General features: G+C 63.1%; 18 protein-coding genes. 10 read left to right on the plus strand and 8 right to left on the minus strand.

The genetic code is table 11. The features are described from left to right. Positions 1-100 precede the first annotated feature (100 nt). From AWB70_RS34300 to AWB70_RS34315, 4 genes are read right to left on the minus strand one after another with little or no spacing between them, the layout of a single operon-like run. Entirely contained in the window at positions 101-889 is a 789-nt protein-coding gene (locus tag AWB70_RS34300; RefSeq protein WP_014190572.1) for a metal ABC transporter permease, read from the minus strand. A gap of 9 nt (positions 890-898) precedes the next feature. Beyond that, positions 899-1,786, minus strand: a complete 888-nt coding sequence (locus tag AWB70_RS34305) for a metal ABC transporter ATP-binding protein (protein WP_053567520.1) — start codon at positions 1,784-1,786, stop codon at positions 899-901. Next, the gene (locus AWB70_RS34310) at positions 1,783-2,664 is read right to left on the minus strand and encodes a metal ABC transporter solute-binding protein (protein WP_053567521.1); all 882 of its coding nucleotides are present in this window, start codon (positions 2,662-2,664) and stop codon (positions 1,783-1,785) included. Before AWB70_RS34310 ends, AWB70_RS34305 begins: the two co-directional genes overlap by 4 nt. A 34-nt stretch (positions 2,665-2,698) precedes the next feature. Continuing rightward, positions 2,699-3,157 carry a Fur family transcriptional regulator gene (locus AWB70_RS34315; protein WP_014190575.1) on the minus strand — a complete coding sequence of 153 codons (459 nt, stop codon included), beginning with the start codon at positions 3,155-3,157 and terminating at the stop codon, positions 2,699-2,701. Positions 3,158-3,496: 339 nt separating this feature from the next. Here AWB70_RS34315 and AWB70_RS34320 point away from each other — a divergent pair, with 339 nt between their 5' ends. From AWB70_RS34320 to AWB70_RS34350, 7 genes are all read left to right on the plus strand, one after another. Beyond that, positions 3,497-4,270 (plus strand): L-iditol 2-dehydrogenase, encoded by a 774-nt coding sequence (locus tag AWB70_RS34320; RefSeq protein WP_053567522.1) that lies wholly within the window; start codon positions 3,497-3,499, stop codon positions 4,268-4,270. Positions 4,271-4,499: 229 nt separating this feature from the next. After that, on the plus strand, positions 4,500-5,855 hold the full coding sequence (locus AWB70_RS34325) for an ABC transporter substrate-binding protein (protein WP_053567523.1): 1,356 nt from the start codon (positions 4,500-4,502) through the stop codon (positions 5,853-5,855). Positions 5,856-5,918: 63 nt separating this feature from the next. Further along, entirely contained in the window at positions 5,919-6,857 is a 939-nt protein-coding gene (locus tag AWB70_RS34330; protein WP_014190578.1) for a carbohydrate ABC transporter permease, read from the plus strand. Beyond that, positions 6,854-7,705, plus strand: a complete 852-nt coding sequence (locus AWB70_RS34335) for a carbohydrate ABC transporter permease (protein WP_014190579.1) — start codon at positions 6,854-6,856, stop codon at positions 7,703-7,705. The genes AWB70_RS34330 and AWB70_RS34335 overlap by 4 nt, the downstream gene beginning before the upstream one ends. Positions 7,706-7,715: 10 nt before the next feature. Then, the gene (locus AWB70_RS34340) at positions 7,716-8,444 is read left to right on the plus strand and encodes an HAD family hydrolase (RefSeq protein WP_014190580.1); all 729 of its coding nucleotides are present in this window, start codon (positions 7,716-7,718) and stop codon (positions 8,442-8,444) included. Continuing rightward, positions 8,437-9,573: an ABC transporter ATP-binding protein gene (locus tag AWB70_RS34345; protein ID WP_053567524.1), complete on the plus strand. Its 1,137-nt coding sequence runs from the start codon at positions 8,437-8,439 to the stop codon at positions 9,571-9,573. The genes AWB70_RS34340 and AWB70_RS34345 overlap by 8 nt, the downstream gene beginning before the upstream one ends. A gap of 90 nt (positions 9,574-9,663) precedes the next feature. Next, on the plus strand, positions 9,664-10,515 hold the full coding sequence (locus AWB70_RS34350) for an MOSC domain-containing protein (protein ID WP_053567525.1): 852 nt from the start codon (positions 9,664-9,666) through the stop codon (positions 10,513-10,515). Between the two features lie 6 nt (positions 10,516-10,521). Here AWB70_RS34350 and AWB70_RS34355 read toward each other — a convergent pair whose 3' ends face one another. The 3 genes from AWB70_RS34355 to dalD all read right to left on the minus strand — a co-directional run bounded on the left by AWB70_RS34355 (position 10,522) and on the right by dalD (position 15,232). Further along, complete coding sequence (locus AWB70_RS34355; protein WP_014190583.1) at positions 10,522-11,469, minus strand: sugar-binding transcriptional regulator; 948 nt, start codon at positions 11,467-11,469, stop codon at positions 10,522-10,524. A 720-nt stretch (positions 11,470-12,189) separates the two neighbouring features. Continuing rightward, positions 12,190-13,671 (minus strand): xylulokinase, encoded by a 1,482-nt coding sequence (gene xylB, locus AWB70_RS34365; protein ID WP_053567526.1) that lies wholly within the window; start codon positions 13,669-13,671, stop codon positions 12,190-12,192. A 181-nt stretch (positions 13,672-13,852) separates the two neighbouring features. Beyond that, positions 13,853-15,232 carry a D-arabinitol 4-dehydrogenase gene (gene dalD / locus AWB70_RS34370; RefSeq protein WP_053567527.1) on the minus strand — a complete coding sequence of 460 codons (1,380 nt, stop codon included), beginning with the start codon at positions 15,230-15,232 and terminating at the stop codon, positions 13,853-13,855. A 365-nt stretch (positions 15,233-15,597) separates the two neighbouring features. Between dalD and AWB70_RS34380 the strand changes: the two genes are divergently transcribed. The 3 genes from AWB70_RS34380 to AWB70_RS34390 all read left to right on the plus strand — a co-directional run bounded on the left by AWB70_RS34380 (position 15,598) and on the right by AWB70_RS34390 (position 18,492). Further along, the gene (locus AWB70_RS34380; RefSeq protein ID WP_053567529.1) at positions 15,598-17,139 is read left to right on the plus strand and encodes an FGGY-family carbohydrate kinase; all 1,542 of its coding nucleotides are present in this window, start codon (positions 15,598-15,600) and stop codon (positions 17,137-17,139) included. A 109-nt stretch (positions 17,140-17,248) separates the two neighbouring features. Next, complete coding sequence (locus AWB70_RS34385) at positions 17,249-18,256, plus strand: hypothetical protein (RefSeq protein ID WP_053567530.1); 1,008 nt, start codon at positions 17,249-17,251, stop codon at positions 18,254-18,256. Between the two features lie 8 nt (positions 18,257-18,264). Then, a complete protein-coding gene (locus tag AWB70_RS34390; RefSeq protein ID WP_053567531.1) occupies positions 18,265-18,492 on the plus strand; it encodes a hypothetical protein in 228 nt (75 codons plus the stop codon). 425 nt (positions 18,493-18,917) lie between these two features. Here AWB70_RS34390 and AWB70_RS34400 read toward each other — a convergent pair whose 3' ends face one another. After that, positions 18,918-19,742: an EAL domain-containing protein gene (locus AWB70_RS34400; protein WP_041730162.1), complete on the minus strand. Its 825-nt coding sequence runs from the start codon at positions 19,740-19,742 to the stop codon at positions 18,918-18,920. Between the last annotated feature and the right edge of the window lie 166 nt (positions 19,743-19,908).

A 19,908-nucleotide genomic window follows, 5' to 3' on the forward strand; every position in this document is an offset into this window, starting at 1 on the left:
CTTTCTTTGCAGCAGCAAAGAAAGTTACCCCCGCCCCGGGGAGGGGCAGTGCTAATAAACCACCACGATTACGGGATCCGGCAAAAAAAACACCAAAACCTCAATGCCCCCGCCGCCCCACCAAACTCCCCCCATAAACCACCGCAGCCAGCATAGTGATCCAGAAACTAGTCGGCCAGTCGGTGTAATAAGCGAGCGTAAGCCCCACCCAAGCTTGCCCGAGCGCGAACAACGCCGCGAGCACCAACCCTGAAGAAAGCCGCGTCGTCACATTCTGCGCGGCGGCCGCCGGCCCCACCATCAACGCAAAAACCAGCAACACGCCAACGATCTGCGTACACGCCGCCACCGCAAGCGCGGTGATCGCAAGAAACAGCACCGACACGAGCCGCAGCGACACGCCCTTGGCTTCAGCCAGCTCCGGCTGCAACGACGCAAACAACAGCGGCCGCATGATGAACGCGAGCGCGACGAGACTGACGACCGCGAGCCCCGCAAGCACGACGAGCGTCTGATGGCTCACGCCAAGCACGTTGCCGAACAACAGCGCCGTGGCCTGCGTCGCATACGCGGTGAAGAAGTGCAGAAACAACAGCCCGAACCCGAGCGACAGCGAAAGAATCACGCCGATCGCGACATCGCGGCCCGATAGCCGCTCGCCCAGCGCGCCCATGCCGACGCCCGCCGCGAGCGTAAAGCCGACCATGCCCCAGAGCGGCGGCATGCCGAGCAGTACCGCGCCGGTCGCGCCCGTGAAGCCGACGTGCGAAAGCGCGTGACCCGCGAAGGTCTGCCCGCGCAGCACGAGAAAGTACCCGACGATCCCCGAAAGCACCGCGACGATTCCCGACGCCGCAAATGCATTCACCATGAAGTCGTATTCGAACATTGTGCTTCTCTACTTGGCGTGGCTGTGACTGTGATCGTGACCGTGCTCATGACCGTGGTCATGTTCGTGCTCGTGCTCGTCGCCTTCCTCGTGCGCGTGATCGAGCTTGTCGATTTCGACATCGCCCGACATCACGAAGATGCGGCCGTTCACGCGCATCACGTCGATGGGCGAGCCGTACAGGCGCGAAAGCACGGGCTTCGAAATGACCTCGTCGACGGTGCCGAGCGCCGCGCGCCCGCTGCCGAGATACAGCACGCGGTCGAGCGAATTCAGCAACGGATTGAGCTCGTGCGCCGAGAACAGCACGGTGATATTCAGCTCGCGCTGCACGCGCCGCACGAGTTCGACGACGCCCGTCTGATGCCGCGGATCGAGACTGATGAGCGGCTCGTCCAGCAACAGCAGGCGTGGATCGCCGAGCAGACACTGCGCGAGCAGCAGCCGCTGACGCTCGCCCCCCGACAGTTCCGACAGCGGACGCGACGCCAGTTGACGCGCGCCGACGAGTTCGAGCACGCGCTCGACATCGGCGCGGATGCGCGCATTGCGATGCGGCAGCCCCCAGTGATGCCCGTCCGCGGCCATCGCGACGAAATCGCGCCCGAGCACGCGGCGGTTCGCAAGGCCGGTGCGAATCTGCGGCATATAGCCGATCGACGGATTGCCGCGCACGACCGCCTCGCCGTTCACGCGTATCGAGCCGCTCTTGAGCGGCACGAGGCCGAGCAGCGCGCGCATCAGCGTGGTCTTGCCCGCGCCGTTCGGCCCGAGCACGCCGATGAACTCGCCGTTGCGCACGGTGAAGCTCGCATCGTTGAGAATCTCGCGCCCGCCGAGCGCGAGCGTCACGCGATCGACTTCCAGCGCGGCTTGCGCCGTTGCGGCGGTGTTCATCGTTGCCATCCTTGCAGCGCGCCCGCGAGCGCGTCGAGCTGCGACTGCATCCATTGCTGATACGTCTTGCCGGCGGGCAAGGTCTCCGTCACGCTGACGCTCGGCACATGAGCGTCCTTCGCGACGGCGAGCAGACGCTTCGTCAGCGCGCCCGTCGCCTGGCTGTTATAGATGAGCACGTGCACGCGGCGCTCGCGCAGATCTTTTTCGAACGCGGCGATATCGGCGGCGCTCGGCTCGGTTTCGTTCATCTCCGCCAACTGGAAGCGCTGATTGCGCATCTCGAAGCCGATCGCATCGGCCATGTAGCCGAACACCGGCTCGGTCGCCGTGACCGGCACGCCCTTGTAGTGCGTTTTCATCCGCGCGACGCTCGCGTCGATGGGCTTGAGCGTGTCGAGAAAGGCCGCGAGGCGCGCGTCGTAATCGCCCTTGTGCGACGGGTCCGCGCTCGACAGATACGCGCTCACCGCTTTGGCGACGGCGGGCATGGTCGACGGGTCGTACCAGAGATGCGGATTGTCGCCGGCCTTCTTGCCGACGAGCTGCGCCGCGACGATCACCGTGCGCTTGTCGTTGCTGCGCGATACGGCGAGCAGCTTGTCCATCCACGGATCGTAGTCCGCGCCGTTATAGACGACGAGCGCCGCGTGCTGCAGCGCGCGCGCCGTCTTCGGGCTCGCCTCGAAGAGATGCGGATCTTCGTCCGGATTGCTGAGAATGCTCGTCACCTGAACGTGATCGCCGCCCAACTGGCGCACGACATCGCCGTAAAAATTCTCCGCCGCGACGACCGGCACGCGCGCAGACTGCGCCGATGCCGCGTTGCAAATGCCCAGTGCGATGGCGAAGCAGGTCAGGACGTGCGCGAGTTTCATTGAGTTCCTTTGTTTTTGCCGATGGATGACGGATTCAGACATTGCGATGCTTCTTCTGGCAGTCGCTGCACAGCCCGCTCAGTTCGACGACCTGGTGATGCACCTGAAATCCATGCGCGGGCGGGCTCGCGGACAGCGACGACGCGAGTTCGCGGCCCTGTATTTCGAGCGTGTTGCCGCACTCGTCGCAGATCAGGAACTGGCTTTCGTGCGGCTTGCCGGCGTCGCAGCACGCAATGAACGCGTTCTTCGATTCGATGCGATGCACGAAGCCGTTCTCGACCAGAAAGTCGAGCGCGCGATACACGGTGGTCGGGGGCACGCGCGCGCCGCGTTGCGGCTCCATCGCGTCGATGAGGTCATAGGCGCCAATCGGCTTGTGTGCCTTCAGCACGAGTTCGTACACCTGACGCCGCAGCGGCGTGAGCGCGACGCCGCGCTCGACGGCGAGGGCCTCGGCGCGGGCCAGCATGGTTTGGACGGATACGGTCATGGCATGTCGGCCACGCTCGGCGCGGCCTTCGCAAGAGGTTATGCACGAGCGTTGAAGCCGCTCATAGGATGATTGAGCGATGATATAACGTATCACACTTTGTTGCACGTCCGAAGGCATCGCTTCCTGATGACGCGGAACGGCGCTTGCTCCCTGTCAGCCTTGCCAGACGGGTTTTCCCGAGTTTTCGGAAGTTTGCGCGACGCAACATCGAAACCTGTGCCGATGCCTTGACACGATCACGCGCAGCGCCGATCATTCGATCAATCAACGAGCAATTGTTCATTCGCAGAGCGTTCGCTCACTATGCGAGAACGGTGCGGAGAATCGGAGACATCGGTGAGACAGAGAGAGAAGGTCGCCATCATCACGGGCGCGGCGAGCGGCATCGGCGAGGCCGTCGCGCGGCGCTATCTGGAGGAAGGCGCGCAGGTCGTCGTGGTCGACGTGAAAGACGAGCACGAACTGGCGCAGCGCTTCGCGGACGTTCCGGCGCGCGTGCTCGCGCTCAAGGCGGACGTCACGCGGCGCGAAGACATCGAGCGCATCGTGGCGCGCACCGTCGAGCGTTTCGGCGGCATCGACATTCTCTTCAACAACGCGGCGCTCTTCGACATGCGCCCGATCCTCGACGAATCCTGGGACGTCTACGACCGCCTCTTCGCGGTCAACGTCAAAGGCATGTTCTTTCTGATGCAGGCCGTCGCGAAGCGCATGGTCGAGCAGGGACGCGGCGGCAAGATCATCAATATGTCATCGCAGGCCGGGCGGCGCGGAGAAGCGCTCGTGTCGCATTACTGCGCGACCAAGGCGGCGGTCATCAGCTACACGCAATCGGCGGCGCTCGCGCTCGCGAAAGAGCGCATCAACGTGAACGGCATCGCGCCGGGCGTCGTCGATACACCCATGTGGGAGCAGGTCGATGCGCTCTTCGCGCGCTACGAGAACCGCGCGCCGGGCGAAAAGAAGCGGCTCGTCGGCGAGGCGGTGCCGCTCGGGCGCATGGGCGTGCCCGCGGATCTGACGGGCGCGGCGCTCTTTCTGGCGTCATCGGATTCGGACTACATCACCGCGCAGACGATCAACGTCGACGGCGGCAACTGGATGAGTTGATGCACCGCGCGCGTGCAGCATGCGGCTTGAAGCGCGGAAAGCACCGTCTATAGTGAAACGGCGTCGCGATGAATGCGGCAACCGTGACGCAAAACGCTGCACAAGGATAACCACGGCAACCGCGCGTTTTTCAGCGCGCACCTCGAAAGCAGGCAGCGGCATACACGGCACATGCGGTCGAGCAAGAGAGCACGCTGTGCCCGTGCCAACAAAACGGAGACGAACCAACATGAAACGCACTCAACGCATCGTTCGGGCACAACCGCGGGCACGTCACGCCGCAAGCGCGCTATGCGCCGCGCTGGCCGCCGCCGCGCTCGCGCCGGTCTCGGCGCATGCCGCGACGCTCACCATCGCTACGCTGAACAACCCCGACATGATCGAGTTGAAGAAGCTCGCGCCGGCGTTCGAGAAGGCGAATCCGGACATTCAGTTGAAGTGGGTGATTCTCGAGGAGAACGTGCTGCGTCAGCGCGCGACCACCGATATCACCACGAACAGCGGCCAGTTCGACGTCATCACGATCGGCACGTATGAAGCGCCGCAATGGGGCAAGCGCGGCTGGCTCTCGCCAATGACCGGCCTGCCCGCGAACTACGATCTCGACGATGTCGTGAAGTCCGCGCGCGACGGCCTTTCGTACAACGGCACGCTGTTCGCGCTGCCGTTCTACGTCGAAAGCTCGATGACGTATTACCGCAAGGACCTGTTCGACGCCGCGGGCCTGAAGATGCCCGACCAGCCGACCTACGACCAGATCAAGCAGTTCGCCGACAAGCTCACCGACAAGGCCAAAGGCCAGTACGGCATCTGCCTGCGCGGCAAGGCCGGCTGGGGCGAGAACATGGCGTTTGTGTCGACGGTCGTGAACACGTTCGGCGGCGAGTGGTTCAACGAGAAGTGGCAGGCGCAGCTCGATACGCCCGAATGGAAGAAGGCGGTCGGCTTCTACGCCGATCTCCTGAAGAACGACGGCCCGCCGGGAGCGAGCTCGAACGGCTTCAACGAAAACCTCACGCTGATGTCATCGGGCAAATGCGCGATGTGGATCGACGCGACGGTCGCCGCGGGCATGCTCTACAACAAGTCGCAATCGCAGGTCGCCGACAAGATCGGCTTTGCGGCCGCACCCGTCGCCGTCACGCCGAAGGGCTCGCACTGGCTGTGGTCGTGGTCGCTCGCGATTCCGAAGACGTCGAAGCAGCAGGAAGCCGCGAAGAAGTTCGCCGCGTGGGCGACCTCGAAGGAGTACATCGAGATGGTCGGCAAGGATGAGGGCTGGGCCTCCGTGCCGCCGGGCACGCGCAAGTCCACCTATGCGCGCCCCGAATACAAGCAGGCCGCGCCGTTCGGCGACTTCGTGCTGAAGGCGATCGAGAGCGCGAATCCGAACGACGCGACGCTCAAGAAGGTGCCCTACACCGGCATCCAGTTCGTCGGCATTCCGGAGTTCCAGTCGTTCGGCACGGTCGTGGGCCAGTCGATCGCGGGTGTCGTCGCGGGCCAGACGAGCGTCGATCAGGCGTTGAAGGCGGCCAACGCCGCCGCCGATCGCGCGGTCAAGCAGGCCGGTTATCAGAAGTAAGGCCGGTACGCGGGCCGTGTCGTTCGATGCGGCCCGCCAGCATCATCATCGAGAGGTGTCACGATGAGTCAACTGAATCCCCCCATCACCGATCATCATCTGGAGGAGTCCGCCGCCGAGCGCGACAAGCGGCGCGCGAAGTCGGTGCGCTGGCTGATCTCGCCTTCGACGGGACTGCTTTTCCTGTGGATGGCCATTCCGCTCGCGATGACGATCTGGTTTTCGTTCTCGCGCTACAACCTGCTGAACCCCGATGTCAAAGGCTTCGCGGGCTTCGATAACTTCGAGTTCCTCGTCACCGATCCGGCGTTCGGGCCATCCATTGGCCATACGCTGACGCTGATCATTTCGGTGCTCGTCATCACGGTCGTGGGCGGCACGCTGCTCGCGGTGTTGTTCGATCGCAAGTTCCTCGGGCAGGGCATCGCGCGGCTGCTCGTGATCGCGCCGTTCTTCGTGATGCCGACGGTCTCCGCGCTGATCTGGAAGAACATGATCCTGCATCCGGTGTACGGCCTGATCGCGGGACTCATGCGCTCGATGGGCATGCAGCCGATCGACTGGTTCGCCGAGTATCCGCTCTTCGCGGTCATCGTGATCGTCGCGTGGCAATGGTTGCCGTTCGCGTTTCTGATTCTCTTCACGGCCATTCAGTCGCTCGATCAGGAGCAGAAGGAAGCGGCGCGCATCGACGGCGCGGGTCCGTTCGCGATGTTCTTCTTCATCACGCTGCCGCATCTGAAACGCGCGATCGCTGTTGTCGTGATGATGGAAACCATCTTCCTGCTGTCGATCTTCGCGGAAATCTATACGACCACCGGCGGCGGCCCCGGCACCGCGACGACGAACCTGTCGTACCTGATCTACGCGCTGGGCCTGCAGCAATTCGATGTCGGTCTTGCATCGGCGGGCGGCATTCTCGCGGTGATTCTCGCCAATATCGTCGCGTTCTTCCTCGTGAGAATGCTCGCGAAGAACCTCAAAGGGGAGTACGAGTCATGAGCACTCAATCCGTCACAGGCGCGCCGCGAACCTCCGCGCTCGATCACGTGAAGAACATCGTGCCGGGCATCGTCGCGTGGATCGTGTCGATCCTGCTGTTCTTCCCGATCTTCTGGATGACGATCACCGCGTTCAAGACCGAGCAGCAGGCATATTCGTCGTCGCTGTTTTTCACCCCGACGCTGGATAGCTTTCGCGAAGTGTTCGCGCGCAGCAATTACTTCGGCTTCGCGTGGAATTCGGTGCTGATCTCGGTGGGCGTCACGGTGCTGTGCCTGATTCTCGCCGTGCCGTGTGCCTATGCGATGGCCTTCTTTCCCACGAAGAAAACGCAGTCGGTGCTGCTGTGGATGCTGTCCACGAAGATGATGCCGTCGGTCGGCGTGCTCGTGCCGATCTATCTGCTGTGGAAGAACACGGGCCTGCTCGATACGGTGTCGGGACTCGTCATCGTCTACACGCTGATCAACTTGCCGATTGCGGTATGGATGGCCTTCACGTACTTCAACGAAGTGCCGAAGGACATTCTGGAAGCGGGCCGCATCGATGGCGCGACGACCTGGCAGGAGATCGTCTACCTGCTGATGCCGATGGCGCTGCCCGGCCTCGCGTCGACGGGTCTGCTGCTCATCATCCTGTCGTGGAACGAGGCGTTCTGGAGCATCAATCTGTCGAGCTCGAACGCGGCGCCGCTCACGGTGTTCATCGCGTCGTATTCGAGTCCGGAGGGCTTGTTCTGGGCGAAGCTCTCCGCAGCCTCGCTGCTGGCGGTCGCACCGATCTTGATCGTCGGCTGGGTCTCGCAGAAGCAGCTCGTGCGCGGCCTTACGTTCGGCGCGGTGAAGTGAGGGCGCGAGCGTGAATCTCACTCCACTGGAACGGGCCAATCTCGAAGATCGCTTGTTGATCTGCGATTGCGACGGCGTGCTCATCGACAGCGAAGCGGTGGCGGCGCGCATGCTCGTCGCCGAACTGGAAGCCGTGTGGCCGGGCGTCGATGTCGAGCCGGTTGTCATGCCGCTGCTCGGCCTGCGCATCGAGGCGGTGCTCGCGAGCGCCGCCGATACGGTCGGCCGCACGCTGACGCACGATCAGGTCATCGCGATCCGGCGCGCCGTCGAGGCGGCGGCGATCGAGGCGCCGACGGTGCAGGGCATCGCCGAAGCGCTCGCGGCCGTGCCGTTCACCAAGGCGTGCGCGAGCAACAGCTTTTCGACCTATGTCGATGCCGTCCTGCAACGCACCGGCCTCGTACGCTTCTTCGGCGAGCGGCGCTTTACCGCGGACATGGTCGAAAACCCGAAGCCCGCGCCGGACGTCTATCTCGCGGCGGCGCGCGCGCTGCGCGTCGATCCGCTGCGCTGTCTCGTCGTCGAGGACAGCGTGACGGGCGTGACGGCGGCGAAGGCGGCGGGCATGCCGGTGCTTGGTTTCATCGGCGGCGGGCATGCGACGGAAGGACAGATCGGCGCGCTCCAGCGAGCGGGCGCGCAAACCGTATTCGATGACATGACGCGATTGCCTGCGCTCGTCGATCAATGGCTGCAGAACGCGTCGTTCGAAACAGGAGACACACATCATGGCTAGCCTGACCCTGCGCAACATCACCAAGCGTTACGAGGAAACCGAGGTGATGCGCAACATCAACCTCGATATCGACGACGGCGAGTTCGTCGTATTCGTGGGCCCGTCGGGCTGCGGCAAGTCGACGTTGATGCGCATGATCGCGGGTCTCGAAGAGATCAGCGGCGGCGACCTGATGATCGACAACGCGCGCGTGAACGAATTGCCGCCGGCCAAGCGCGGCATCGCCATGGTGTTTCAGTCGTATGCGCTCTATCCGCACATGACGCTCTACGACAACATGGCGTTCGGCCTCAAGCTCGCGGGCGAAAAGAAGCCGGCGATCGACGCCGCGGTGAAGAACGCCGCGAAGATCCTGCATATCGATCATCTGCTCGATCGCAAGCCGAAGCAGCTCTCGGGCGGTCAGCGCCAGCGCGTGGCGATCGGCCGCGCGATCACGCGCAAGCCGAAGGTGTTTCTCTTCGACGAGCCGCTCTCGAACCTCGACGCCGCATTACGCGTGAAGATGCGCCTCGAATTCGCGCGCCTGCACGACGACCTCAAGACGACGATGATCTACGTGACGCACGATCAGGTCGAAGCGATGACGCTCGCGGACAAGATCGTGGTGCTGTCGGCGGGCAATATCGAGCAGGTCGGCACGCCGAACACGCTGTATCACGCGCCGGCGAACCGGTTCGTGGCGGGGTTCATCGGTTCGCCGAAAATGAACTTTTTGTCGGGCACGGTGGCGGGGGTGCAGAGCGACGGCGTGCTCGTGAAGTACGCGACGGGCGAGACGCAACTCGTCGGCGTGCTGCCGGGCAATGCCAGGCCGGGCGATGCGGTGACGGTGGGCGTTCGTCCCGAGCACTTGCAGCCGCATTCGACGGAGGCGGGCGACTACGGCCTGTCCGCATCGGCGATGACGGTCGAGACGCTCGGCGATGCCGCGTATCTGTATGCCGAAACCGAAGTCGCGCCCGATGGCCTGATCTCGCGCATTCCGCCGCTCGAAAAGCACGCGCGCGGCGAGAAGCTGAAGCTCGGCGCGGCGCCGGATCATTGCCATCTGTTCAACGCGGAAGGGCAGGCGTTCACGCGCAAGGTCGTCGATTCGTGGCAGCGGGAGCATGCGACGGCGGCCTGAGCCTTTTTTGCGAGTTCGTTCAGAAGCGCGATAATCGCGGTTCGACCGGCCACACGCGATGGCCGGCGCTCCTCCCACACGATTATCGCCATGCCCGTCCTGAACGAACTCTTCGTCTATCCGATCAAGTCCTGCGCGGGCGTGCGGCTGCACCGCGCGACGCTCTTCGACACCGGCCTGGAATACGACCGTCACTGGATGGTGACGGACGCGCAAGGCGGCATGTTCACGCAGCGCGCGCATGCGCGCATGGCGTTGATCAGAACCGCGTTCGACGGCGATGATCTCTTGATCGATGCACCCGGCATGCCGGCGCTGCGAACGCCCCTGCGAGCCGAAGCGCTCGCGGATGCGAGGCCGATGCGCGCGACCGTCTGGCGCGATACCGTCGATGCGCTCGACACCGGCGATCACACCGCGCAATGGTTCACCGCGTTCCTCGGCCTGCCGGCGCGTCTCGCGCGTTTTTCGCCGGCATCGCGCCGCGATGTCAGCGACGAATGGACCGCGCCGCTCGCCACGCACACGCGTTTCGCGGATCAGTTTCCGCTGCTCGTGGTCGGCCAGTCGTCGCTCGACGATCTCAACGCGCGTCTTTCGGCGAAGGGCGCGCCGGGCATCGTGGCGAATCGCTTTCGGCCGAATCTCGTGATCGGCGGGCTCGATGCCTACGAAGAAGATTATGTGGGCGAGATGCGCATCGGCGACGTGCATCTGCGCCTCGTGAAGCTGTGCACGCGCTGCCCGATTCCGACGATCGATCAGGACACGGGCGCGCCGAATCCGTCGTGGCCGCACGAACCGATCGACACGATGGCGGCGTACCGCGGCAGCGAGCAGTTCGACGGCGCGCTGACGTTCGGCAAGAACGCGATCGTCGTGAAAGGCGAGGGCGTCGCACTGGAAGTCGGGCAGGACGTGGAAGCCGAAATCGACTTCTGATTGGGGCTACGCTTCGAGCGCCGCCTTCGCGCACAACTCGTCGGTGACGAGCCCCGACAGCCATTGCCCGTTCAACGCCGCGATCAGCGCCTCGCGCTTGCGCTCGCCGCCTGCAAAGCCGATCGTGGGGCGTTTGGGCGGCGAATCGAGCGCGAGGCTCGTCGCGCGCGAGCCGGTTTTCGACTGCACGCGGCGGCCGTTCGCATCGATCGGCAGCCCGAGCCATTCGGCCACCGCGCCCGCCGACATCAGCTCGTCGACTTCCGCGCGCGTGATGAAGCCGTCTTCGTGCAGCGGACAGTTCACGCCCACATTGCCGATGCCGACGAAGGCCACGTCCGCCTGCTTCGCGAGTTCATCGACGATGCGATACAGGCGGTGATTGACCCATTGCGCGCGCTCCGCGACGCTGTCGGCCATGAGCGGCGCGGGCAGCATGAAGTGCTTGCCGCCGGTTTTCTCCGATAGCTGCTGCGCGACGTCATAGCGATTCGACGAGCCGTCCTGCGCGATCGCGCCGACCATCGACACGAAGCGATGCTGCGGCCGGTCGAGCTGCCCGATCTGCGCGACGCAGGCTTTGAGCGTGCGCCCGCTGCCGATCGACACGACGATCGGCTTTTCATCGACGAGATAGCGTTCCATTACCTGCGCGCCGGCCACCGCGAGCTTGCGATCGACCTGTTCCGGCGCGTCGCCGTCGATGGGCACGACTTCGCACATCGCGAGGCCGTAGCGGTCGCTGAGCGCCTTCGCGAGCGACAGACAATCGGCGATGCGATGATCGACGCGCACGCGGATCAGGTTCTTCTCGACCGCGAACGCGACGAGGCGCTGCGCCACCGGGCGCGAGATCTGGAGCTTTTCGGCGATCTCGTTCTGGGTGTTGCCGGCGACGTAGTAGAGCCACGCTGCGCGGGTTGCGAGGTCGAGTTTTTCGGTGGATTTGGGCACTGTGGTTGCTTTTTTTGCTTTCGCTTGTTGTATCGCCGGATCCCGGATTCGTGTTGGTCTATTAGCACTGCCCCTCCCCGGGGCGGGGGTAACTTTCTTTGCTGCTGCAAAGAAAGTCACCAAAGAAAGCAGCTTTGTCACCGCCCGCGGTCACACGCACGTTGGCCACTTTTCTCCTCGGGGAACGGCACTCGCCTAAGTGTCGCCCCCAAAGGACCCATCGGGCGTGGATCGCGCACGGTCCGTCACATCGCACCACTCAACAAACGGGTACAGCCATTTCAAGCTCCAGCCCGCTTCGCGGCCGACGGGTAAATCGGGTTTGCGCGGGTCCGCGCGCTTCTCCCTCGGTTTCCCTCGCATACCCCACGGCAGCGCGTAGCGCTGTGCCGGAGCTATTTCGTGCTGAACCGGCGCGCTTAAAGCTATGGCGTGTCAGATCGTGCGCGATCCACGCCCGGTTCGGCGATGGGGGCACTCGCTACTCTGGGTTCCATTCAGCCAATCGCCTGTGCCGGGGCCGGCGTGAAGCACTTTGGATGGGGAAAGCTGCTTTCTTTGGTGACTTTCTTTGCAGCAGCAAAGAAAGTTACCCCCGCCCCGGGGAGGGGCAATGCTAATAAACCGACGCGACTACAAGTTCCATAGAAGCCCACGCAAACCCCACGCAAAAGCGCACGCAACCCCCACCCCTAATAGAAGCCCACGAAACCCACAAAATCAAGCCAACCTCGGCCGCGCCGAATCAAACAACGGCCTCACATGCTGATACAGCTCCCTGAACCCCTTCAACCGCTGCCGCAACACCTCATGCCGCGCCGCATCCGGCGTGAACTCCTGCTTGATCTCCGGCTTGGCGAGCACCGTCGCCGGATCGCCCCCGGCTGCGAGCCACCCGAGCCGCGCCGCCCCCAGCGCCGCGCCCGTTTCGCCGCCGCCATGCGTGCGTGTCGGGGTATCGAAAGCATCGGCGAACATTTGTGCCCAGTAGGCGCTGCGCGCACCGCCGCCGAGCATCGACAAGGCATGCGCCTGCGTGCCCGCCGATTCGAGCGCATCCAGCCCGTCCGTCAGCGAAAGCGTCACGCCTTCGAGCACCGAATAACCGAGCAGCGCGCGATCGGTCGCGTGCGTCATGCCGAAAAACACGCCCTGCGCGTACGGATCGTTGTGCGGCGTGCGCTCGCCGCTCAGATACGGCAGAAAGAGCGGCGCGGAGGGCAAAGCATCCGGAGGCAGAGCCTCGATTTCGGCGAGCAGCGTCGGTTCGTCGGTCGATGTCAGCTTGCACACCCAGCGCAGGCAACTCGCCGCCGACAACACCACGCTCATCTGATGCCAGCGATCCGGAATCGCGTGGCAGAACGCATGCACGGCGGATGCCGGATTCGGCCGGAAACGGTCGCCGATCACGCACAGCACGCCCGATGTCCCGAGCGACAGGAAGCCATCGCCGGGGTCCGTCGCGCCGATGCCCACCGCGCTCGCGGCATTGTCGCCGCCGCCCGCCGCGACGATCACGCCATCGCGCAAGCCGAACTCGCGCGCCAGCTCCGCACGCAATGTGCCCGAAGGCGCGCTGCCTTCGGCGAGCGAGGGCATCTGCTGGCGCGACATGCCGCACGCGGCGAGCAGCTCGTCGGACCAGTCGCGGCGCGCGACATCGAGCCAGAGCGTGCCGGCGGCATCCGATGGATCCGACACCTTCGTGCCCGTCAGATGCATGCGCAGATAATCCTTCGGCAGCAGCACGCACGCGGTCTGATTGAAGATGTCAGGCTCGTTGTGCGCGACCCACAGCAGCTTCGGCGCGGTGAAACCGGGCATCGCCAGATTGCCGGCGATCGCGTGCAGGTTGGGCGCGCGCTCGTAAAGCTCCGTGCATTCCTTGTCGCTGCGCATGTCGTTCCAGAGGATCGCGGGGCGCAGCACGTTGTCGTGCGAATCGAGCAGCACCGCGCCGTGCATCTGACCTGACAGGCCGATGCCGCGCACTTGCGCGAACTCGTTGGGAAACTTCTCGCGCAGCTTGAAGAGCGCCGCGCGCGTGCCTTCCCACCAGTCGAGCGGATTCTGCTCGGACCAGCGCGGCTTCGGACGCGATACGGTGAATGGCGTGCCCGCCGTGCCGATCACGGCACCATCGCCGGCGAGCAGCAGAACTTTCACTTCGGACGTGCCGAGGTCGATGCCTAAGTACATGACCAAACCTTTAGTCGTTGCGGGAGTGAAGCCCAGCGAAAACACAGAGTGAGCCGGTGCGGCGAGAGGCGCTAATTTAACGCCACGCGGCGCGCCGCGCCATGAGCACATTACCCGAGCGGCGCGGCTTGCGGTTCACGATTACGCTGAGCGCGGCGATAACGGCCCGCTTATGCCGTGCTTATGGCCGATTCCTGAGCCACGCATCGACCTTCGCGATCGCGTTGCGCATCACGCGCTCGAGCCCTTCGGTCTGCGCCATGCTGCCCCACAGGAGCTTGTCGCCGGTGAACGCCTTGATCGGATCGGGCGCGGTGAAAAAACCATGCGCGACGGCCGGGTCCATCACGCCATCCTGATACGTATAGGGCAGCTTGCCTTCGTGCCATCGTTCGAGGAAGCGGAAGAAGAGCGCGGGCAGGATCGCGGTCGATTCGGGGTCGACGCCGCGCGCGAAACATTCCGAGAGCGTCGGCGCGATAAAGCCCGGCAGCTTCGAGAAGCCATCGGCCGCGACGCGCTGGTTCGTATCCTTGATATACGGATTGCTGAAGCGGTCGAGCACGACGTCGCGATACTTCGCGAGATCGATCGGGCTCGGCGTGAGGCAGGGAATCACGTCGTCGGTGACGTAGGCGTCCGCGAGCGCGCGAATCTCCATGTCCTGCGTGCCTTCGTGAATATATTGAAGGCCGACGAGCGTGCCCGCCCACGCGATGCAGCTATGGCTCGCGTTGAGGATGCGGATCTTCGCCTCTTCGTACGGATGCACCGATTCCACCATCTCCGCGCCGACCCGCTCCCACGCGGGCCGCCCGGCGATGAAACTGTCTTCGATGACCCACTGGATGAACTTTTCGCCCATCACGGGCGCGCGGTCGTCGAACCCGGTCGCAGCCTTCACGCGCTCGGCGACATCGGGCGTCGGGCGCGGCGTGATGCGGTCGACCATCGCGTTGGGGCACGACGTGTTCGCGATCATCCAGTCGCGCAGCGCCGTCTCGCCGCGCCGTTGCAGGAATTCGAGCATGCCCGCCTTGAAGCGGTCGCCGTTGCTGCGCAGGTTGTCGCAGTTTTGCAGCGACACCTTGCCCGCGCCGCTTTTCATGCGCGCATCGAGGATCGCGGCGAGCGCGCCGTAGATCGTATTTTTCGAGCCTTTGAGATCGGCGGCGAGATCGGCGTTGGCGGTGTCGAGCTTGTCGTGCTCGTCGAGGTAATAGCCGCCTTCCGTGACGGTAAAGGAAACGATCTTCGTTTTCGGGTCCGCGCCCACGGCGATGAGCTCGGCCAGATCCGCCGACCACGGCACGACCTTCTTGATCGCGCGAATGGTTTCGTACTCGCGCTCGCCTTGGGGCGTGACGGTTTCGAGCGTGTATTCGCCGTTTTGCGCGGCCAGTGCGTCGAGCACGGCGTTCATGTCGCCGCGAATATTGCCGACGGCGAGCGACCAGCTCGTGTCGCCCGACTCGTTCAGTCGATGCAGGTACCACGCCTGATGCGCGCGATGAAAAGACCCGGCGCCGATGTGCAGGATCACGTTGGCTTCGCTAGTCATGTCGTCTCTTCCTCTGATTGGCTGTGCGCCCGTTCTGTGCGGACGGCGGTTCGCATCGACGCAAGAGGGCGGTCAAAGCGGATGAATGAACATTTGCTCGTTCGATGGTCGAATGATCGTATTCGTTCCGGGGAAAGTCAAGGCGCGGCGATGCGGGCGGCGTCCCGCGATGCGGCGCAATTCGCGCGCCGCGTGGCATCCGATTGCGAAGCAGGTGCGCGACCGAGCGGCGTTGCACCGCACCAATTGCATCGACCGATGCGGATCGGGAATAACCCGAATAGGCAAGCTATCGGCCATTGAACGAAGGTGCGTGGGCCAGTATTTCAACGATAGGCGCAAAAAACAGCCCGCGGGAGACAGACATGGATTACGTGATCGGCATCGACATCGGCACGCAGAGCACGAAGGCGTTGCTCGTCGATACGAACGGCGCGATCGTCGCGCAGCATTCGAGTGCCTACCATCCCGATACGCCGAAGCCTTTGTGGGCCGAGCAATGGCCATCGGTCTGGTTCGACGCCGTGACCGCGTGTATTGCGGGCGTGGTATCGAAGGCGCGCGAGAAGGGCGTTGCCGCGAGCGATGTGAAGTCGCTTTGCGTGAGCAGTCTTTACGGCGGCTCGGGCATTCCCGTCGACGAGAACATGGAGCCGCTTTATCCGTGCCTCATCTGGATGGACCGGCGCGCGACGGCGGAAGTCGACTGGGTGCGCGCACACGTCGACATGACGCGGCTCGCGGCGATCACGGGCAATGGCGTGGACAGCTATTACGGCTTCACGAAGATGCTCTGGCTGCGCAACAACCGGCCGGACGTGTGGACGAAAACGCGTCATTTCCTGCCGCCCAATGCGTTCGTGATTCAACGTCTGACGGGCGAGCTTGCCGTCGATCACAGTTCGGCGGGCAACCTGGGCGGCGTGTACGACGTCGCGAACCGCGCCTGGTCGCACGAGGCGCTCGACATGCTCGGCATTCCCGCATCGATGATGCCGGAGCGCCTCGTGGAGTCATCGGACGTGGTGGGCGGGCTCTTGCCGCAATGGGCCGACGCACTCGGACTTGCCGCGGGCACGCCGGTGGTCGCGGGCGGCGTCGATGCGGCTGTCGCGACGTTCGCGGCGGGCGTCACGAAGGCGGGTCATCATGTCGCGATGATCGGCACGAGCATGTGCTGGGGCTACATCAACCAGAGCGTCGATGCGAGTCACGGACTCGTGTCGATGCCGCACGTCTACAACGGCAAGCGCGATCTCTACGTGTTCGGCGGCGCGAGCACGGCGGGACAGTGTGTCGCGTGGTATCGCGATCAGTTCTGCGAAGGTGAGATCGCGGCGGCGAAGACGATGCCGCATGGCGATCCGCATCGGTTGCTGGAAGAGGCGGCGTCGAAGGTCGCGGCCGGTTCGGATGGCGTCGTGTTCCTGCCTTATCTGATGGGCGAACGCAGTCCGGTCTGGGATGCGCGCGCGTCGGGCACGTTCGTCGGATTGAATCTGTTTCATACGCGCGCGACGCTTTATCGCGCGGTGCTCGAAGGCGTCGCGTTCGCGTTGAAGCACAACATGGAGGCGGGGCGGCGCGGGGCGCAATCGCTCGATGACCGGTTGATCGTCGTGGGCGGCGCGGCGCATTCGGATCTCTGGATGCAGATCATCGCGGATGTGACTGGGTATCCGGTGTTGTCGATCGAGCAGGATGTCGAGGCGGCGATGGGGGCGGCGTTGTTGGCTGCGTTGGGGGTTGGGTTGGTTTCTTCCGAGACGGCTGAGGGAGGATGGGTGACGCTCGTGGAACGGGCTCTGCCGGATGCAGAGCGGCAACGGGTTTATGCGGAGCGGTTTGCGGTTTATCTTGAGGTTTATCCGGCGTTGAGGTCGGTGATGCATCGGTTGAGGGGGTGATGGGTTTCTTGAGGAAGAGACCGCCCGACTTCCAGTTTATTGAGACAACGCGTCAGATACCTGCTTTTCTGCCGATACGATTTGCACTCCTGTTAAAGACGGAGGTGACATGTCGTTTCCCAAATGGGGCCGCTCGTTCAATGCGCTGTATGTGCCGCTGTCAGGCGGCTTCGGCTGGCAATGCATGTTGATGACTCGACGTGAATTTCATCAGATTGACTGGTATATGTGGCGGACTCACCCGTACGGAGATCTGTCCTACGAAGAGCGCAGCGTTAAAGAGAAAGAGCAACAGAGGCAGATCGCGCAAGACCGGCGAGATTTCGACCGGCTGTTTCGGGCGCGTATCGATCCGCGCAGCACTTACCTGAGCACTGAATTCCGCCAGTATGTCCATTTCATCCGTCATGAGTTGCGGGTATCGAGTTGGGACGTACCCGTCGATGGTGACGGCATCACGCGCGTGCTGCGCCGCGCCGTCCAGGATGGCCGCCTCGTGCCGGCGATCAATCGCAAACGATACTGGTGGAGCGGGCAAGAGGTGTACAAGTGGTATGCGCCGCAATACTGGCCGAAACTGAGCGGCAGCGTCTGTTTCAAATCCAAGAGCGGCGACGCTCTGGACTTGCGCGAGTTCACGGCGTTAAAGCGCGCCGATGGCGAATCGGGCTTCAGTTCAGTGCGCGATTTCGCATCCGGTACGGGCGGCGGGGCCGGTGGCGGCGACAGCGGTTTCGATTGGCTCGGCGCTGTTGAAGCAGTGGCCGGGGTCGTGCTCGGTGGCACGGGTTCTGATGACGCCAGCGGCGACTCGATGCTCAAAAGCTTCGGGGGAACTGACGACGGCGACAGCGGTTCGTTGCTAGGCGACGCGCAGCCGTTCGGATATCAGCCTGACGTCTTGAGCGGCGACGCATTCGAACTTGCCGGAATTGATCGCGGCGATATGTACGCTTGCGACATTATCTCAACGGAATGCAAAGGATCCGTTTTGCGCGAATTCCCGAGCCAGTATCTTGATTCAACGTACAACGAGATTCAAGGCGACGCACGTGAAGGGGTGAAAGATGCGCGAAAAGCGCTCAAGCTGCTCAACGACAATCGATTTAAGAAATAGGAGCTCTGATGTCTCATCCACTGTTTGACCTGCTGAACAAACTCGATAACGCTAGCATTGCGTATTCACTCAGCCGACAACGATCAGAAAGCGTGCTCGTTTCGATAACCGTTGTTGGGCAGCGAATTGAGATCGACGTTTTCGACGACGGGCACATGGAAGTATCTCGCTTTGTCGGCAACGAAGATATCGAAGGAGGCGCAGAGTTGATCGATTCGATACTGGCTTTGGCTTGACGAATGGCGTGGATCGCGCACGGTCCGTTACACCGCGCCGTTTAACGAGCGGGTACAGCCATTTCGAGTTCCAGCCCGCTTCGCGTCCGACCGGTCAAACGGGCATGCGTGCGGTTTCCGTTGCATACCCAACGGCAGCGCGTAGCGCTGTGCCGAAGCTATTTCGTGCTGAACCAGCGCGCTAAAAGTTATGGCTTGTCAGACCGTGCGCGATCCAAGCCCGATTGGGCCGATGAGGGCACTCTTTAGGCGAGGGCCGTTCTCGGAGGAGAAAAATGGCCAAACTGCGTGTGACCGCGGGCGGTGACAAAGCTGCTTTCTTTGGTGACTTTCTTTGCAGCAGCAAAGAAAGTTACCCCCGCCCCGGGGAGGGGCAGTGCTAATAGACCGACACGATTACGGGATCCGGCTAAACAAAAAACCACCTACCTAACCTGCAAACTAGGATGCGCATCAAACACCGGCCCCTGCACAAAATGCACATCAAACTGCTGAAGCGCATTAAACATCGCCTCGTCGCAGACATTAGAGAAAATGAGCGGGATCTTCAACCGATGCGCATACCCCACGAGATGCTTCACGACAGAATCCCGTAAAGCCGCCCCCGCATCCATCTTGATGAAATCGAGCCGCGCCATATCCGACACCGCCATGATTTGCCCGGCATTCGGCAGATTCCCGGCCACCTTGAAGCCGTAATGCTGATAGCTCTTGGTGAGATACCCAAGAAACGTCTTGTGCGCCACCGCCGCCGCAGGCAGTTCGATCACCACACGCGACGGACTCATGCCGAACTCCATCAGCACGGAAGAAAAATGCAGCCCGTGGTCGTACTTCACGCTCTTCAAAAGCCGCTCGTGCACGCGCAAGAACAACAACCCAGGCAGATGCGGCCCGAAGAAATTGAACGCATGCAGCGCCCGCGATAACCGGTCGAGCACCACCAGCTCGCGATCATCCTCCAGTTGCCCGAACGGATCGCGCGGCGCATCGCCCTGAATGAGGGTCAGCGCCTGCACGCCGAGTTCGTCGCCGAAACGCTCCGCGCTCTCCGGCGACGCGCTCAAGGTCTGCGGAAAGCTATGCGTGCCGACATCGAAGATCGGCTCGTACGCGCTCGAAATGCACAGGTCGCGGTAGTGCGCGACAGCCTGCCCCGCATGCTCGTTTTCTCCAAGCACGACATGCGCGCCAAGAAACGGATGCTTCGCGGCGCGGGCGACGAGTTCAGGCAAGGAAGGCGAAATCATGAATGGAGCGTTCGGGTTCGCAGGGCATGCCGTACCGGGCAATTTTCATTGGAATGGATCGATGGTAACAGCGCGAAACACCGCGTCCAGCACCAAATTCACATATTGATATGCCCGAACGAGGCCGTCGATTAAGGGTTTACGATGAATTTCACTAATCGTAATT

The sequence above is a fragment of the Caballeronia cordobensis genome (assembly GCF_001544575.2).
Classification (GTDB): Bacteria; Pseudomonadota; Gammaproteobacteria; order Burkholderiales; family Burkholderiaceae; genus Caballeronia; species Caballeronia cordobensis.

What these genes read in the sequence shown, in the direction of transcription:
- AWB70_RS34325 (WP_053567523.1), top strand. Translation starts at nt 4,500, where the DNA reads ATGAAACGCACTCAACGCATCGTTCGGGCACAACCGCGGGCACGTCAC.
- AWB70_RS34350 (WP_053567525.1), top strand. Translation starts at nt 9,664, where the DNA reads ATGCCCGTCCTGAACGAACTCTTCGTCTATCCGATCAAGTCCTGCGCG.
- AWB70_RS34305 (WP_053567520.1), bottom strand. Translation starts at nt 1,786, where the DNA reads ATGAACACCGCCGCAACGGCGCAAGCCGCGCTGGAAGTCGATCGCGTG.
- AWB70_RS34330 (WP_014190578.1), top strand. Translation starts at nt 5,919, where the DNA reads ATGAGTCAACTGAATCCCCCCATCACCGATCATCATCTGGAGGAGTCC.
- AWB70_RS34390 (WP_053567531.1), top strand. Translation starts at nt 18,265, where the DNA reads ATGTCTCATCCACTGTTTGACCTGCTGAACAAACTCGATAACGCTAGC.
- dalD (WP_053567527.1), bottom strand. Translation starts at nt 15,232, where the DNA reads ATGACTAGCGAAGCCAACGTGATCCTGCACATCGGCGCCGGGTCTTTT.
- AWB70_RS34400 (WP_041730162.1), bottom strand. Translation starts at nt 19,742, where the DNA reads ATGATTTCGCCTTCCTTGCCTGAACTCGTCGCCCGCGCCGCGAAGCAT.
- AWB70_RS34315 (WP_014190575.1), bottom strand. Translation starts at nt 3,157, where the DNA reads ATGACCGTATCCGTCCAAACCATGCTGGCCCGCGCCGAGGCCCTCGCC.
- AWB70_RS34335 (WP_014190579.1), top strand. Translation starts at nt 6,854, where the DNA reads ATGAGCACTCAATCCGTCACAGGCGCGCCGCGAACCTCCGCGCTCGAT.
- AWB70_RS34300 (WP_014190572.1), bottom strand. Translation starts at nt 889, where the DNA reads ATGTTCGAATACGACTTCATGGTGAATGCATTTGCGGCGTCGGGAATC.
- AWB70_RS34380 (WP_053567529.1), top strand. Translation starts at nt 15,598, where the DNA reads ATGGATTACGTGATCGGCATCGACATCGGCACGCAGAGCACGAAGGCG.
- xylB (WP_053567526.1), bottom strand. Translation starts at nt 13,671, where the DNA reads ATGTACTTAGGCATCGACCTCGGCACGTCCGAAGTGAAAGTTCTGCTG.
- AWB70_RS34385 (WP_053567530.1), top strand. Translation starts at nt 17,249, where the DNA reads ATGTCGTTTCCCAAATGGGGCCGCTCGTTCAATGCGCTGTATGTGCCG.
- AWB70_RS34345 (WP_053567524.1), top strand. Translation starts at nt 8,437, where the DNA reads ATGGCTAGCCTGACCCTGCGCAACATCACCAAGCGTTACGAGGAAACC.
- AWB70_RS34310 (WP_053567521.1), bottom strand. Translation starts at nt 2,664, where the DNA reads ATGAAACTCGCGCACGTCCTGACCTGCTTCGCCATCGCACTGGGCATT.